The organism is Streptomyces sp. NPDC005483 (genome assembly GCF_040606035.1).
In the GTDB taxonomy this organism is placed as follows: Bacteria; Actinomycetota; Actinomycetes; order Streptomycetales; family Streptomycetaceae; genus Streptomyces.
Genome location: NZ_JBEXEA010000012.1, coordinates 55,750 through 70,467, shown reverse-complemented (window position 1 = coordinate 70,467; position 14,718 = coordinate 55,750). Strand labels below are relative to the sequence as shown.

Annotated in this window: 18 protein-coding genes; 9 read left to right on the top strand and 9 right to left on the bottom strand. The window is 70.2% G+C overall.

Features of this window, described 5'->3' with window-relative positions:
* Positions 1 to 4: 4 nt before the first annotated feature.
* Positions 5 to 187 carry a hypothetical protein gene (locus ABZT06_RS23460; protein ID WP_031042922.1) on the bottom strand — a complete coding sequence of 61 codons (183 nt, stop codon included), beginning with the start codon at positions 185 to 187 and terminating at the stop codon, positions 5 to 7.
* A gap of 151 nt (positions 188 to 338) precedes the next feature.
* Here ABZT06_RS23460 and ABZT06_RS23455 point away from each other — a divergent pair, with 151 nt between their 5' ends.
* Together ABZT06_RS23455 and ABZT06_RS23450 are read left to right on the top strand one after the other, a co-directional pair.
* The gene (locus ABZT06_RS23455; protein ID WP_355744055.1) at positions 339 to 776 is read left to right on the top strand and encodes a MarR family transcriptional regulator; all 438 of its coding nucleotides are present in this window, start codon (positions 339 to 341) and stop codon (positions 774 to 776) included.
* 97 nt (positions 777 to 873) lie between these two features.
* Entirely contained in the window at positions 874 to 2,148 is a 1,275-nt protein-coding gene (locus ABZT06_RS23450; RefSeq protein WP_355744052.1) for an MFS transporter, read from the top strand.
* Between the two features lie 9 nt (positions 2,149 to 2,157).
* Here the strand turns inward: ABZT06_RS23450 and ABZT06_RS23445 are convergent, their stop codons facing one another.
* The gene (locus ABZT06_RS23445; protein WP_355744049.1) at positions 2,158 to 2,688 is read right to left on the bottom strand and encodes a GNAT family N-acetyltransferase; all 531 of its coding nucleotides are present in this window, start codon (positions 2,686 to 2,688) and stop codon (positions 2,158 to 2,160) included.
* 26 nt (positions 2,689 to 2,714) lie between these two features.
* Here ABZT06_RS23445 and thpR point away from each other — a divergent pair, with 26 nt between their 5' ends.
* Entirely contained in the window at positions 2,715 to 3,284 is a 570-nt protein-coding gene (gene thpR, locus ABZT06_RS23440; protein WP_355744046.1) for an RNA 2',3'-cyclic phosphodiesterase, read from the top strand.
* Between the two features lie 202 nt (positions 3,285 to 3,486).
* Here the strand turns inward: thpR and ABZT06_RS23435 are convergent, their stop codons facing one another.
* Entirely contained in the window at positions 3,487 to 4,479 is a 993-nt protein-coding gene (locus ABZT06_RS23435; RefSeq protein WP_355744043.1) for an aldo/keto reductase, read from the bottom strand.
* Between the two features lie 121 nt (positions 4,480 to 4,600).
* Between ABZT06_RS23435 and ABZT06_RS23430 the strand changes: the two genes are divergently transcribed.
* Positions 4,601 to 5,530 (top strand): nuclear transport factor 2 family protein, encoded by a 930-nt coding sequence (locus ABZT06_RS23430; RefSeq protein WP_355744041.1) that lies wholly within the window; start codon positions 4,601 to 4,603, stop codon positions 5,528 to 5,530.
* Between the two features lie 57 nt (positions 5,531 to 5,587).
* Here the strand turns inward: ABZT06_RS23430 and ABZT06_RS23425 are convergent, their stop codons facing one another.
* The 4 genes from ABZT06_RS23425 to ABZT06_RS23410 all read right to left on the bottom strand — a co-directional run bounded on the left by ABZT06_RS23425 (position 5,588) and on the right by ABZT06_RS23410 (position 8,235).
* The gene (locus ABZT06_RS23425) at positions 5,588 to 6,502 is read right to left on the bottom strand and encodes an RNA polymerase sigma-70 factor (RefSeq protein WP_355744038.1); all 915 of its coding nucleotides are present in this window, start codon (positions 6,500 to 6,502) and stop codon (positions 5,588 to 5,590) included.
* Positions 6,503 to 6,542: 40 nt separating this feature from the next.
* Complete coding sequence (locus tag ABZT06_RS23420) at positions 6,543 to 6,926, bottom strand: DoxX family protein (protein ID WP_355744035.1); 384 nt, start codon at positions 6,924 to 6,926, stop codon at positions 6,543 to 6,545.
* 74 nt (positions 6,927 to 7,000) lie between these two features.
* Positions 7,001 to 7,630 carry a 1,4-alpha-glucan branching protein gene (locus tag ABZT06_RS23415; RefSeq protein ID WP_355744033.1) on the bottom strand — a complete coding sequence of 210 codons (630 nt, stop codon included), beginning with the start codon at positions 7,628 to 7,630 and terminating at the stop codon, positions 7,001 to 7,003.
* Between the two features lie 17 nt (positions 7,631 to 7,647).
* Complete coding sequence (locus ABZT06_RS23410) at positions 7,648 to 8,235, bottom strand: Uma2 family endonuclease (RefSeq protein WP_355744030.1); 588 nt, start codon at positions 8,233 to 8,235, stop codon at positions 7,648 to 7,650.
* Between the two features lie 89 nt (positions 8,236 to 8,324).
* On the opposite strand from ABZT06_RS23410, the gene ABZT06_RS23405 reads away from it, so the two are divergent.
* A complete protein-coding gene (locus ABZT06_RS23405; RefSeq protein ID WP_355744027.1) occupies positions 8,325 to 9,086 on the top strand; it encodes an aminoglycoside adenylyltransferase family protein in 762 nt (253 codons plus the stop codon).
* A gap of 6 nt (positions 9,087 to 9,092) precedes the next feature.
* Here ABZT06_RS23405 and ABZT06_RS23400 read toward each other — a convergent pair whose 3' ends face one another.
* Positions 9,093 to 9,827, bottom strand: coding sequence for a helix-turn-helix domain-containing protein (locus ABZT06_RS23400; protein WP_355744024.1), 735 nt, complete (start codon positions 9,825 to 9,827; stop codon positions 9,093 to 9,095).
* A gap of 223 nt (positions 9,828 to 10,050) precedes the next feature.
* On the opposite strand from ABZT06_RS23400, the gene ABZT06_RS23395 reads away from it, so the two are divergent.
* From ABZT06_RS23395 to ABZT06_RS23385, 3 genes are read left to right on the top strand one after another with little or no spacing between them, the layout of a single operon-like run.
* On the top strand, positions 10,051 to 10,719 hold the full coding sequence (locus ABZT06_RS23395) for a DUF4097 family beta strand repeat-containing protein (RefSeq protein WP_355744022.1): 669 nt from the start codon (positions 10,051 to 10,053) through the stop codon (positions 10,717 to 10,719).
* A 27-nt stretch (positions 10,720 to 10,746) separates the two neighbouring features.
* Positions 10,747 to 11,703, top strand: a complete 957-nt coding sequence (locus ABZT06_RS23390) for an ATP-binding cassette domain-containing protein (RefSeq protein WP_355744019.1) — start codon at positions 10,747 to 10,749, stop codon at positions 11,701 to 11,703.
* Positions 11,700 to 12,485 (top strand): ABC transporter permease, encoded by a 786-nt coding sequence (locus ABZT06_RS23385; RefSeq protein WP_355744016.1) that lies wholly within the window; start codon positions 11,700 to 11,702, stop codon positions 12,483 to 12,485. The genes ABZT06_RS23390 and ABZT06_RS23385 overlap by 4 nt, the downstream gene beginning before the upstream one ends.
* A gap of 110 nt (positions 12,486 to 12,595) precedes the next feature.
* Here ABZT06_RS23385 and ABZT06_RS23380 read toward each other — a convergent pair whose 3' ends face one another.
* The gene (locus ABZT06_RS23380; RefSeq protein ID WP_355744013.1) at positions 12,596 to 13,273 is read right to left on the bottom strand and encodes an SGNH/GDSL hydrolase family protein; all 678 of its coding nucleotides are present in this window, start codon (positions 13,271 to 13,273) and stop codon (positions 12,596 to 12,598) included.
* Between the two features lie 133 nt (positions 13,274 to 13,406).
* On the opposite strand from ABZT06_RS23380, the gene ABZT06_RS23375 reads away from it, so the two are divergent.
* The gene (locus ABZT06_RS23375; RefSeq protein WP_355744010.1) at positions 13,407 to 14,387 is read left to right on the top strand and encodes a WD40 repeat domain-containing protein; all 981 of its coding nucleotides are present in this window, start codon (positions 13,407 to 13,409) and stop codon (positions 14,385 to 14,387) included.
* Positions 14,388 to 14,718: the final 331 nt, after the last annotated feature.

Here is a 14,718-nt window from a genome sequence, read left to right as displayed (position 1 = left end):
GCTCTCACGTCACCCCGTAGAACTTCTCGGTCTCGTCGACGGCGCTCTGGAACCGCTCGTCGAAGTCGTCCCGGATGAGCGTTCGGATCACATAGTCCTGGACGCTCATCCCCCTTTTGGCCGCATGGTCGCGGAGCCGCTCGAGCAGCTCCCCGTCTATCCGCAGGCTGAGCACGCTGGTCCCCATGGAGACGAGGGTCGCCGCCCGCGGTGAGCGGCGTTCACGTTCCGCCGCCGACTCACTCGTATGGGTGAAGATCGGGTTTCAGTGGCCGGAGTCACGGGAATCCCCGTGCGCGCCAGCTTGTTTAGCGAGAGTAATGAGTTACGCTAAAGAGATGCCGGACCTAACCCATGGCGACGACGCTGCCGCCGTGAACTCCCTGCGATCAGCCGTGATGCGACTGTCCCGTCGGCTCAAGCACCAGCGGGTCGACGAGTTGCTCAGCCCCACCGAGATGTCGGTGCTGGGCACCCTCTCCCTCTGCGGCAAGGCCACCCCGGGTGAACTCGCCCGCAAGGAGCACGTCCAGCCGCCGTCGATGACCCGCATCGTGGCGCTCCTCGAGGCCAAGGGACTCGTCCGGCTGGAGCCGCACCCCGAGGACCGGCGCCAGAAGGTCGTCACGAAGACCGAGCAGGCCGAGACCATGCTCGCCGAGTCCCGCGCCAAGCGGAACGCCTTCCTGGCCACCCTGGTCGACGGCCTCGACGAGGACGAGTGGGCGAAACTGCGCGCCGCCGCCCCCGTGCTGGAGAAACTCGCACACCTGTAAGCCACGAAGAGGAGGCGAACGCACTTTGAGTACGGGACCCGGAGCACACTCCGCCCCCGCACCGATCCCTTCTACCGCTGCGCCCCGCACGTCATCCATGTTCAGCTCGCTGAAGGTCAGGAACTACCGCCTGTTCTTCCTCGGCCAGGTCGTCTCGAACATCGGCACCTGGATGCAACGCATCGCCCAGGACTGGCTGGTGCTCAGCCTCACCGGCTCCGCCACCGCCGTCGGCGTCACGACGGCCCTGCAGTTCCTGCCGATGCTGCTCTTCGGCCTCTACGGCGGTGTCCTCGTCGACCGGCTGTCCAAGCGCCGCGCGCTGCTGTTCACCCAGTCCGCGATGGGCATCACCGGCCTCGCGCTCGCCGTCCTCACCCTGACCGGCCACGTCCAGGTCTGGCACGTCTACCTCGCCGCCTTCGCCGCAGGTCTCGCGACCGTCGTCGACAACCCGGCCCGCCAGTCCTTCGTCTCCGAGATGGTTGGCCCCGACCAGCTGCAGAACGCGGTCAGCCTGAACTCCGCGAACTTCCAGTCGGCCCGCCTGATCGGCCCCGCCGTCGCGGGCGTCATGATCACCGGCGTGGGCACGGGCTGGGCGTTCCTCGCCAACGGCCTCTCCTTCGTCGCCCCGCTCGTCGGCCTGCTGATGATGCGGGCACGTGAGCTGCACGTCGTCGAACGCGCCCCGCGCGGCAAGGGCCAGCTGCGGGAGGGCCTGCGGTACGTGGCCGGGCGGCCGGAGCTGATCTGGACCATCGTCCTGGTCGGGTTCGTGTCCACCTTCGGCTTCAACTTCCCCGTCTACCTGTCCGCCTTCGCCGACGACGTCTTCCACGCGGGCGCGGGCTCCTACAGCCTCTTCAACACGGTGATGGCGGTCGGCTCCCTGGCCGGCGCCCTGCTCGCGGCCCGGCGCGGCACCGCCAAGATGCGGGTCCTCGTCGTGGGCGCGGTGGCCTTCGGCACGCTGGAGATCGTGGCCGCGATCGCCCCCTCGCTGTGGCTGTTCGCCCTGCTCATGGCCCCGATCGGGATGTTCGGCATGACGGTCAACGTCACGGCGAACACCAGCGTCCAGATGGGCACCGACCCGGCCATGCGGGGCCGCGTGATGGCCCTGTACATGATGGTGTTCATGGGCGGCTCCCCGATCGGCGCGCCGATCGCCGGCTGGATCACCGACGCGTACGGCGTCCGCGCCGGCCTCGCGGTGGGCGGTGCGATCGCCGCGGTGGCGGCCGTGACGATCGGCCTGGTCCTGGCCCGTGTCGGCAACCTGCGGCTGTCGGTCGGCTGGAACCGCGGCCACCCGCACGTCCGGTTCGTGCCGCGCGAGACGCGGGAGCGGCTGGCCGCGGCGGCGTGAGCGCCACGGCTAGGGCCGTACGCGCATGGCCAGCACCTGGCCCGGCCAGTCGTTGTTCGCCCCGGCGGTGTACGTGTCCGTCGGGGTGAAGCCGTTGGCCTCGTAGTAGGCGACCAGCTTGCGGTCGTCGCCCGCGTAGCAGTCCACCCGCAGCAGGGCGACGCCCGCGCGCCGGGTCTCCTCGGCGGCGTGCGCGAGGAGGGCGCTGCCGACGCCGTGGCCCTTGAAGCGGCGGTCTGAAGCGAGCCAGTGGATGTACCGCTCGGGCTCGCCGGGCGACGGGAGATGGGCCAGGTAGGCGCCGGGCGCGTCGGTGATCGTCAGGGTCGCGGCCGGTACGCCGTCGGCCTCGGCGACGAACACCCTGCCCTCGTCGATGTACCGGGCGACGGACTCCACGGTCCTCGGGCTCCCCGACAGCGGCTTCGTCCCCCACTGGCCCGGACGGCCCTGCGCGACCAGCCACTCCACACAGCTGTCGAGCATGCCGAGGATCACGGGTATGTCGTCGGGGCCGCCGTCCCTGATGCTGATCTCCATGCCCTCATGGTGACAGGCTGACTCCCATGAGACTCTTCGCCGCGGTGCTGCCCCCGCAGGAAGTCACCGAGGAACTGGCCGCCGTGGTCGCCGAGTTGAGGAAGCTGCCCGGCGCGGAGGGGCTGCGCTGGACCGGTGTCCCGGGGTGGCACTTCACGCTCGCGTTCTACGGCGAGGTCGACGACGACGTCGTACCGGAGCTGTCGGAGCGGCTGGAGCGGGCGGCTCGGCGGACCCCTTGTTTCCCGCTGGCCGTGCGCGGTGGTGGGCAGTTCGGGCACGGGCGGGCGCTGTGGGCGGGGGCCTCCGGCGGAGTGACGGAGCTGAGGTTGCTCGCCGATCGGGCGGAGGCGGCTGGGCGGAAGGCGGGTCTGGCGGGGGAGCACAGGCGGTACAAGGCGCATCTGACGGTGGCGCGGAGTCGGGCGGCGGTGGATGTGGCGCCGTATCGGGAGGTGCTCGACCGGTTTGTGAGCCGGACCTGGAGCGTGGACGAGCTGGCGCTGGTCCGGAGCAATCTGCCGAAGTCGGGGGTGCCGGGGGAGCAGCCCCGCTACGAGGTGGTCGGCCGTTGGGCGCTGGGCGGGGCCGGTTAGGCTCGATGCGTGGACCCGAAGACACGGAACCGGATCATGGCCGGTGTGCTGGTGATGATGTTCGTTGTTGTGGCGTTGGCTGCGGTGCTCGGCAGGTAGGGGGAACTGCGGCCCGTCTTTCGGCTGTCGCGCCGTCGTGGCTGGTCGCGCCCGCGGGGCGGAGCCCCAAATCGACTCCGCCCCGCGCCCCTGCGGGGCGCTCCTACCAGGCGAAGGCCTCCGGGGACGGCCCCGGCCCCGGGAAGATCTCGTCCAGGCCCGCCAGGACCTCCTCGCTCAGCTCCAGCTCGACGGCCCTGATCGCCGACGCCAGCTGCTCCGCCGTACGCGGGCCGACGATCGGGCCCGTGACGCCGGGGCGGGTCAGCAGCCAGGCCAGGGCCGCTTCGCCGGGCTCCAGACCGTGCTTCTCCAGCAGGTCCTCGTACGACTGGATCTGGGCCCGCTTCGCCGGGTCGGCGAGGGTGTCGGCGGCACGGCCTGAGGCGCGGCGGCCGCCCTTGGCCTCCTTCTTGATGACCCCGCCGAGCAGACCACCGTGCAGCGGGGACCAGGGGATCACGCCGAGGCCGTACTCCTGGGCGGCCGGGATGACCTCCATCTCGGCGCGCCGCTCGGCGAGGTTGTAGAGGCACTGCTCGCTGACCAGGCCGATGGTGCCGCCCCGCCTCGCGGCGACCTCGTTGGCCTGGGCGATCTTGTAGCCGGGGAAGTTGGAGGACCCGACGTAGAGGATCTTGCCCTGCTGGACGAGGGTGTCGATCGCCTGCCAGATCTCCTCGAAGGGGGTGGCGCGGTCGACGTGGTGGAACTGGTAGACGTCGATGTGGTCGGTCTGGAGCCGCTTGAGCGAGGCGTCCACGGCACGGCGGATGTTCAGCGCCGAGAGCTTGTCGTGGTTGGGCCAGGCCTCGCCGTCCGCGGCCATGTTGCCGTAGACCTTGGTGGCGAGGACGGTCCGGTCGCGGTGGGCGGCGCTCTTCGCGAACCAGTTGCCGATGATCTCCTCGGTACGGCCCTTGTTCTCGCCCCAGCCGTACACGTTGGCGGTGTCGAAGAAGTTGATGCCGGCGTCCAGCGCCGCGTCCATGATCGCGTGGCTGTCGGCCTCGTCCGTCTGCGGTCCGAAGTTCATCGTGCCGAGGACCAGGCGGCTGACCTTGAGTCCGGTGCGTCCGAGCTGCGTGTACTTCATGACCCCCTAGCCAACGACGTGGAGTGCGCTCTAGGCAAGGAACCTTGACGCTAACTACGAGTTAGTGCTTTCCTGTGGGGCGTGTGAGCTTGAAGTTTCAATATAAGCCTCAGGAGATCCCGTGCCCCCCACCACGCCCGTCCGCAGGACCCTCGCCGCCCTCGTCGCCTCCGCCGCGCTCCTCGGTGCCGCCGCCGTACCGGCCGTGGCTACGCCGCACGCCGCTCCTTTCGTGCAGGCCGGCTACGGCGACTCCGCCCGCCTCGGCTACCAGAAGGCCGTCGCCGTCCAGGTGCTCAAGGGGGTGTTCGAGCGGGGCGACACCCAGGTGGTGGACCGTTTCGTACGGCCCGACTACATCCAGCACAACCCCCTCGCGCCCGACGGCGCCGAGACGCTGAAGAACCTCGGCACGATCGTGCACCAGCAGTTCCCGGACGCCGAGTACCGCGTCCAGCGGGTGATCTCCGAGGGTGATCTCGTGCTGGTGCACTCCAACGTGGTGATGACGCCGGGGACCCGGGGGACCGCTGTCTTCGACATCTTCCGCTTCCAGGGCGGGAAGATCGCCGAGCACTGGGACGTCGGGCAGAACGTGCCGGACACCACCGCCAACGGCAACGACATGTTCTCCACGGTGAGTTGGCCGCGGACCTCGCAGCCCGGCCCCGGTTTCCTCACCGCGTACAACAAGAAGTTGGTGGTCGCCGCCTTCGACGAGCTGTTCCTGAAGAAGGACCTGTCCGCGCTCGACCGCTACTGGGCGCCCGGGTACGAGCAGCACAACCCGGCCATCGCGAACGGGTTGTCCGGGGTGAAGGCCGGGCTCGGGGCGTACTTCAAGGCGGTGCCGCAGCTGAGGGTGGAGCCGAAGCGGGTCATCGCCGAGGGCGACCTCGTGGCCGTCCACAGCCACTACATCCCGGCGCCGGGGGAGCGGGGACAGGCGATCGTGGACCTGTTCCGGGTGGTGGGCGGGAAGATCGTGGAGCACTGGGACGTGATCCAGGACGTGCCGGCCACCTCGGCCAACGACAACACGATGTTCTGACGGTCTCCGTGGCCCGCCCCCCTGGAATCGGCCGGCGCTCGGGGTGACGTTCATGGCTCACGGGCGGCTCGACCGGACCTCCCGGTCGATCGCCCACGCGTCCGCCACCGGGCCCAGGTGGCGGAGCTTGTCGGGGTTGATCACCGTGCGGATCGCGTGGATACGGCCGTCGCGGACGTCGAGGGCCAGGGTGTGGAGGACGTTGCCGGCGCGGTCGTAGAAGACCGCGCCCGGTTGGCCGTTGAGCTCCTGCGCCTCGAAGGTCACCTCGATCCGGGCCATCCTCGGGTAGACCGAGCCGAGCAGCCGGGCCACGTTCGACGCGCCGACGACCGCCCTCGCCAGCTGGGGCGCCTTGCCGCCGCCGTCGCCGACCACCGAGACGTCGGCGGCGAGGAGGCCCTGGAGCCCGTCGACGTCACCCTCGCGGAGGGCGTCGAAGAAGCGGGACGCCAGTTCCGTCCGCTCCTCCCGGTCCGCCTCGAAGCGGGGGCGGCCCGCCGCCATGTGCCGCCGGGCCCGCGACGCGAGTTGACGGCAGGCCTGCTCGGAGCGGCCCACCGCCGACGCGACCTCGGGGAAGCCGAAGTCGAAGACCTCCCGCAGGACGAACACCGCGCGCTCCGCCGGGCTGAGCCGCTCAAGGAGCAACAGGGCCGCCATCGAGACCGAATCGGCCAGTTCCGCCGCCCGCGCGGGGTCGTCGTAAGGGTCGTCGAGGAGCGGCTCGGGAAGCCAGTCGCCGACGTACTGCTCACGGCGGACGCGCGCCGAGCGCAGCACGTCGATCGCGATCCGCGTCACCGTGGTCGACAGGTACGCCTTCACCGACCTGGGCTCGGTCTCGGTGGACTCGTAGCGCAGCCAGGTCTCCTGGACCGCGTCCTCGGCCTCGCCGACACTGCCGAGGATCCGGTAGGCGATCGAGAACAGCAGCGGTCGTAGCTCCTGGAACTCCTCGGTCCTGGTCATCCCTGTGCCTCGGTCGTCGCGGGTCAGCGGTCGTCGTGGGTCAGCCGGTGAAGGACTCGGGGCCGAAGCGGCCCCACGCGATGAACACCGCGAGGGCCAGGTAGGCCACGTTCAGCGCGACGAGCGCCGACTCGCCGCGGCGGCCGTGGGTGATCATCGCGCCGATCATCAGGAGGATCCAGCAGACTGCGGTCACGGGGACCAGGACCGGCGCGATGTCGAGCGCGGCGGACAGGACCAGGCCTGCCGCGGCGAGGAGTTCGAGGACGCCGAGGCCCTTGACGAAGGCCGTACTGACCTCCCCCGTCCAGCCTCCGCCGTGCACCGCGGCCAGCTTCTCCCGGGGCACGAAGGTCTTGGTGACACCACCGGTCAGGGCCACCGTGGCCAGCAGTCCGGCGGCGATCCACAGCGCGAGGTTCATCGTCCACTCCTTGATCGAGGCTTGCCTGCACCTCTCGGGACGAGACAGCCGCCTCCGCTGTGACATCCCCCGTGTCAGGGGGTGTGCAGGCTCGCGAACACCGCTCGGGCGCGGGTGCCGTCCGGTGCGTCCCAGGCGCCGGAGACCTGGCCGGTCGCGCCCTCGGGGGCCGTGGCTCGCAGGCGCCGGTGCAGGCGCAGGACCGTGCCGTCCGGGAGGGAGAGAGCGGTGCCGTCCTGGTCGTCGGTGACCTCGGCGGAGCCGGTGGGCAGGCCGGGGCCCGTGTAGGCGTGGGTGACTTCGTCGTCCGGGGTGTCGCTGATGCTCTGGGCCATGGCCTGGGCGCGGCCCTCGAACAGGGCGAGGAGTTCGGCGCGCAGGACCGGGTCGTGGCTGCCGTCGTAGGTCCAGCGGGGGCCCAGGACGCCGTGTTCCATGGTGCCGACGAGGGCGTGGTCCGCGCCGGGGAGCGGGGCGGCACGGTAGGTGAGGGGGGCCAGATAGGCGACGGGTTCGGGGCCGGAGGAGTCGACGGCCACCATGAACTCGATCCCCACCTCGCCCTCCGGGTCGTCCAGCCGGAAGCCGCCGGCCTTGGTCAACTCGGGTGTGGCGGAACCGGCGTACCAGGGGCGGGTGGGCAGCCAGGTGGTGAGCAGTTCCAGCTTGGTGGGCTTGAGCGTGGTGTGGTGGATGATCGCCATGCGGCGGATTGTGTCAGTCAGTCGCGGGGGAAGTCGTCGGTTTTCAGGACGAGGCCGACGACGGTGCCGGTGAGGTCGAGGTCCTTGCCGAAGGGCACCCTGGTCTCGACCTCGTAGTCGCTGCCCTTGGGGTCGGTGTAGACGTGGCACCGCCCTTGATACGGATCCGCGATGACGTAGACGGGGACTTCCGCCGTGGCGTACGCGGCCTTCTTCGGGCCGTAGTCATTGGCCGCGGTGCCCTTGGAGATCACCTCGGCGACGAACTCGACGTCCTCGTAGGACCAGTGGCCGCCCTCCGCCTTCGCGGCCCCTTCGGCCATCACCGTCACGTCGGTCGCGAATCCGTTGAGGTGTCCCGGGTAGTCGATGCGCACGTCGGACTTCACGCGCTTGCGCGGGTACTTGGTCCGCAACTGCTCGACGAGATCCAGGATGATCTCCCAGTGGGTGTCCCGCTGCGGCGACATGTAGACGGTCCCCTCAACGATCTCGACCTTGTATCCCTCGGGGACGGGCATCGTCTCGAGCCGCTCGAACATCTCGTCGAGCGTGCTCGTGTTGTCGCTCTCGGCCATCGCGATCCTGTCTTCAAGGACGGTCATCGTGGCGCTCCTCCCCGGCTGCCCCAGGGACGAGTGCAGCCGCGCGGTACAACGATACGCACGGTGACCAGGACACGGAGGGACATGTCATGTCGGAGGACCACGGCGCCGCTCACCTCGTCCCCCTCCTCCACCGCACCCTCGGCGACAACATCCTCGGCGTCTGCCTCCACGGCTCCGCCGTCCTCGCCGGGCTGCGTCCGCACAGTGACATCGACGTGCTGGTCGTCGTACGGAGGTCGCTGACCGAGGATGAACGCCGGGTCTTGGTACGGGAGTTGATGCAAGTGTCCGGCGCTCCGGGGGTCCGGCCCGTCGAGCTGATCGTCGTCGTGCAGGACGAGGTACGGCCCTGGCGGTACCCGCCCGTCTGCGACTTCCTGTACGGAGAGTGGCTGCGCGAGGAGTACGAGCGGGGTGTCCTTCCCGAGCCCGGGTCCACCCCCGATCTCGCACCCCTGCTCACCATGACCCTGGCCGGGGACACCGCCCTGTACGGGCCTTCGCCCGCCCAACTCCTCGACCCCGTACCGCTCGTGGACCTCAGGCGCGCGATCGTCGCCGGGGTTCCGCAGCTCATGGCGGACCTGGACCACGACACCCGCAACGTCCTGCTCACCTTCGCCCGCATCTGGACCACGCTCGCCACGGACACCATCCGTTCCAAGGACGCCGCCGCCGACTGGGCCGTCGAGCGGCTGCCGTCCGGGCACCGGGCCGTGCTCGCCCACGCCCGGGCCGTCTACCTCGGGGACGTGGAGGAGCGGTGGGACGACGGGCTGCGGTCCGGCGTCCGGCCCTGCGCGGACTTCCTCGTCCAGGTCATCGGGCGTGCGTACGAGCGGAGTTGAGCGAGCTCAGTCCGGGGCGTCGGGAGTCTGCTCGGGCTGGGTGTAGAGGACGTCACGGGCCTGGTCGGCGGCGCGGATGATGCTCTCGGAGATGAAGTCGAGGAAGCGGGAGATGTTCTCGAGGCGGACGGCGGCCGGGGTGCCGGGGCCGAGGACGCCCACGCCCTGTCGCGCGGTCTCGGCGAGCTCGGTGGTGCCGCGGGCGCTGGCGATCATGGACTGGTACCAGACGTCGTCGTCGGAGACATAGCGCTCACGGCGGCGTTCGTCGCGTTCGCGGCGCACCAGGCCCTGGCTCTCCAGGAAGCTGATGGCCTTGGAGATGGACGCCGGGCTGACCTGGAGGCGCTCGACGAGTTCGGCGGCGGTCATGCTGCCGTTGTCGGTGGTGTAGAGGCAGGTCAGCACCCTCGCCATCATCTTGGGCGTACCCGCCTGCATGAGGACGGTCGTGAACGTCTCCTCGTACTCGCGCACCGCCTCGGGGTCGCGTCCGTGCGCGAGTTCGGGTGTCCCCGGCGCGCGGGGCGTGGTCTGGCGGCGGCGGTGGGCCCGGCGTTCGGTGGCGCGGTGGGCGAGGTCGGCGCGGTAGCCGTTGGGGCCGCCGTTGCGCATGACCTCGCGGGTGATGGTCGAGGTGGGGCGCTCGAGGCGGCGGGCGATCTCCGCGTAGGCGAGGCCGTCGGCCACTCCCAGCGCGATCTGCTGACGTTCCTGCTGGGTGAGCCTGCCTCCCGGCATCGCGGTCTCCTTCGTGGTTCCTGGTGCCCGCAGCATAGCGTTCACCTCGGATCTATTGCAACGAGCGGGTGACTGACGTTGCGTTACTTTCAGGGCTGTTGCAATGAAACTACTGCAACTACCTGTGGTGATAGCGATTATGCGCAACTAAGGTGTTGCCGAGATTGTGAATGCAACGTAGCTTTTCGTTCATCGGAAACAGCGACGAACGCAGGAGCACCTGATGCAGAAGTTCGACACCACCGCCCCCGTCACCGCCGTCATCGACCTGCCCGCCGGGCGCGTCCAGGTCATCGCCGCCGACCGCGCCGACGCCACCGTCGAGATCCGGCCCGCCGACCCCGCCAAGAGCCGCGACACCAAGGCCGCCGAGCAGTTCCATGTCACCCACGGCGACGACGGTGTCCTGCGGATCACCGCCCCGGCCGCCAAGAACCAGTACTTCGGACCCTCCGGCGCCGTCGAGATCACCGTCCAGCTGCCCGCCGGCTCCCGCGTCGAGGCCAGGGCCGCCGCCGCCGGGTTCCGGGCCGTCGGACGCCTCGGCGACATCGTCTTCGAGGGCGCCCACGGAGCGGTCAAGATCGACGAGGCCGCGAGTCTGCGCCTGACCGTCGCCGATGGTGACGTCACCGTCGGCCGTCTTTCCGGACCCGCCGAGATCAGCACCCAGCGCGGCGACATCACCGTCAAGGAGGCCGTCACCGGCGCGGTCGTACTGAGCACGAAGAAGGGCGACATCGCCCTCGCCACCGCCGCCTCCGCCTCCCTGGACGCCGGCACCTCCTACGGCCGCGTCCACAACTCCCTCAAGAACACCGAGGGTTCCGCCGCCGCCCTGACCATCCGCGCCACCACCACCCACGGCGACATCACCGCCCGCAGCCTCTGACCCGCAGCCTTCCAAGGAGCACCCACCATGACCGACCTGGCCATCGCGGCGAACGGGCTGCGCAAGTCCTACGGTGACAAGACCGTCCTCGACGGCATCGACATCCAGGTGCCGGCCGGCACGATCTTCTCCCTCCTCGGGCCGAACGGCGCCGGCAAGACCACCGTCGTCAAGATCCTCTCCACGCTGATCTCCGCCGACGCCGGACAGGCCCGGGTGGGCGGCCACGACCTCGTCGCCGAGGCCCAGGCGGTACGGGCCTCGATCGGTGTCACCGGCCAGTTCTCCGCGGTGGACGGCCTGATCACCGGCGAGGAGAACATGCTCCTCATGGCCGACCTCCACCACCTCCCGCGCGGCGAGGGCCGGCGGGTCGCCGCCGAACTCCTGGAGCGCTTCGACCTCACCGCGGCGGCGAAGAAGCCCGCCTCCACCTACTCCGGCGGTATGAAGCGCCGCCTCGACATCGCCATGACCCTGGTCGGCAGCCCGCGGATCATCTTCCTCGACGAGCCCACCACCGGCCTCGACCCCCGCTCCCGGCACACCATGTGGCAGATCATCAGGGAACTGGTCGCCGGCGGAGTCACCGTCTTCCTCACCACGCAGTACCTGGAGGAGGCGGACGAACTCGCCGACCGCATCGCGGTGTTGAATGACGGCAGGATCGTCGCCGAGGGCAGCGCCGAGGAGCTCAAGCGGCTCGTCCCCGGCGGGCACGTACGGCTGCGCTTCTCCGACCCGGACGCCTACCGCGGCGCCGCCCGCGCACTGCGCGAGGTCTCCCGGGACGACGAGGCCCTCGCCCTGCAACTCCCTTGCGGAGGCGGCCAGTCCGAGCTGCGCGCCCTCCTCGGCCGGCTCGACTCCGCCGGCATCGAGGCCGACGAACTGACCGTGCACACCCCCGACCTCGACGACGTGTTCTTCGCCCTGACCGGCGGCGCCGACCTCACCGACCAGACCAAGGAGACCGTCCGATGAGCACCCTCGCCCTCGCCGTACGCGACTCGTCCACGATGCTGCGCCGCAATCTCCTGCACGCCCGGCGCTATCCCTCGCTCACCCTGAACCTGCTGCTCACGCCGATCATGCTGTTGCTGCTCTTCGTCTACATCTTCGGCGACACCATGAGCGCGGGCATCGGCGGCGGCGACCGCTCCGACTACATCGCGTATCTCGTCCCGGGCCTGCTGCTGATGACCATCGGCTCCACCACGATCGGCACCGCGGTCTCCGTCTCCAACGACATGACCGAGGGCATCATCGCCCGCTTCCGGACGATGGCGATCCACCGGGGTTCGGTGCTCGTCGGGCACGTCGTCGGCAGTGTGCTCCAGTCGGTCCTCAGCGTGGTCCTGGTCGGAGCGGTCGGCGTGGCCATCGGCTTCCGCTCCACCGACGCCACCGCCCTGGAGTGGCTCGCGGCCTTCGGACTGCTCGTGCTCTTCGCCACGGCGCTGACCTGGATCGCGGTCGGCATGGGCCTGATCAGCCCGAACGCCGAGGCCGCGAGCAACAACGCCATGCCGTTGATCTTCCTGCCGCTCATCTCCAGCGCCTTCGTCCCGGTCGACGCGATGCCGGGCTGGTTCCGGCCGATCGCCGAGTACCAGCCCTTCACCCCGGCCATCGAGACCCTGCGCGGCCTCCTCCTCGGCACCGAGATCGGCCACAACGGCTGGCTCGCCGTCGCCTGGTGCCTCGGCCTCGCGGTCCTCGGCTACCGCTGGTCGACCGCGAAGTTCCACGCCGACCCGAAGTGACCGCGATGACAGCGCGGACCGGCCCCCGCACCCCGCCCCCACCCCGTTCGTACGGGAGGGTGTGGGGTGCGGGCGTGCGGGCGCGTGGACGTGGGGCGCCGGGTGCCGGGTCAGCCGGAGTGGTAGGGCGCGCCGAGGCCCCACGCCTGGTACATGGCCTCCGCGAAGGCCGCCGCGATCTTGTGTTCGCCGCTCGCGTTCGGGTGGGTGCCGTCGTAGGTGTCGTGGTTGATGTCGTACGACGACGGGGGCGACGCCGGCAGCAGCGGGGACCGGGGCTCGTCGAGGTCCGCGATCGCCTTGGCCAGAAGCTCGTTGAAGCGGGTGACCTCCGTCGCGAAGGGCGCGTCCGACTCCGCCCGGACGTTGGGGATCACCGGGAGTACGACCATCCGGATCCGGGGGTTGGCTCCGCGGGCCCCGGCGACGAAGGCGCGGAGGTTCTCCGCCGTCTGTTCCGCGTTCGTGTAGAAGCCCAGGTCGATCAGGCCCAGAGACACCAGGAGCACGTCCGCGTGGTGGGCCCGTACCGCCTCGCCGATCAGCGGGGCCATGTGCAGCCAGCCCTCGCCCCAGCCGGCCAGGTGGGCCCGGGGGAAGTCGGGATCGGCGTACGCGTACGACGTCGGGGCGTCGGCCGCCTTGTCGTACAGCGTCTCGCGCGGGCCCACGAGGGCGAAGGGGCCGCCGTATGTGTCGCGCAGGTGCTGCCACATCCGATAGCGCCAGGTGTGCTCGCCCGTGCTCCCGATCGTCATGGAGTCGCCGACCGGCATGAATCGCAGCATGCGCTCATCATCGGTGATTCTTACCGGCGGGTAATAGATCTCGGGCAACCCGGTGCTGTGAAGATGGCCACGCGCCGGGGCCGGCTCCGCCCGCCCGGCCCGCCCGGCGGAGCCGGATGGCAGGCTTGGGGGCATGCGTCGACCCTTCGCCCTGCTCGCCGGGATCCTGCTCGTGGGGGCCTTCACCCTGCCCGCCTCCGCCGCCGACGGGGACGGGAAGGGGGATGAAAGCTTCACCATCAGCGACCCCCGGATCACCGAGTCCAGCGGGCTCGCCGCCTCGCGGCAGCACCCGGGGATCTACTGGACCCACAACGACCAGGACACCGGCGCGTACCTGTACGCCGTCGACAGCGCCACCGGAAAGACCGTCGCCAGGATCACCATGATCGGCGTGGGCACCCCACGGGACGTCGAGGCCATCTCCATCGGACCCGACAACCAGATCTGGGTCGGCGACATCGGCGACAACGACGGGGTCACCTGGCCCTACGTGTGGATCTACAAGCTGCCCGAGCCGAAGGTCCTCGAGGACCAGTCGGTCAAGGCCACCCAGTACGTCGTGAAGTACACCGACGGCTCGCGCGACGCCGAGTCGATGGTCGTCCATCCGAAGACCGGGCGCGTCTACATCATCGACAAGCACGAGGACGGCGGGCACCTCTACGCGGGCCCCACCACCCTCTCCTCCTCCGGGACGAACGTCTTCAAGCCCGTCAAGGCCGTCGATCTGTGGGCCACCGACGCCGCGTTCTCGCCCGACGGGCAACAGCTCGTCGTACGCGGGTACTTCGGCGGTGTCTGGTACGACTGGAACGGCGGCGACATCAAGAAGCAGGGGCGGATCAGCGTGCCCCTCGGCCAGGGGGAGTCCGTCTCCTACTCCCCGGACGGGACCAAGATCCTTCTCGGCATGGAGGGCACCGCCAGCGAGGTGGAGGCGCAGGACGCGCCCGGTGACAGCGGCTCCAAGTCGTCCTCGGGGAGCGGGAGTTCCTCGGCCTCCGGAAGCGACGGCGGCGGGAACTCCAACGGCACCATCAAGCTCGGCGCCCTCGCCCTGGGTGCCGTCGCCGCCTTCTTCGGACTCCGACGGCTGTTCCGGCGCTCGTGAGCCGCGGCCATGGGCCGGCGGCCTGACGGCGGGCTCGATTGCCTCGCCGCCTGCGGGCCGCCGCGGGGCCTTCCTGGCGGTGTCGGGGGTCATGATGCTTCCCGCGGTGGTCATGGGTTGGCGGCCGGGCGGCGGGTTTGCTTGCCTCGCTGCGTGCGGGCTGCCGCGGTGGGGGCTACCGGGCTTGCCTTGGGTGCCGTCGTCGTCCGTCCTCTTCAGGTTCCTGTGAGCTGTCGGGGCCTTCCTGGCGGTGTCGGGGGTCATGATGCTTCCCGCGGTGGTCATGGGTTGGCGGCCGGGCGGCGGGTTTGCTTGCCTCGCTGCGTGCGGG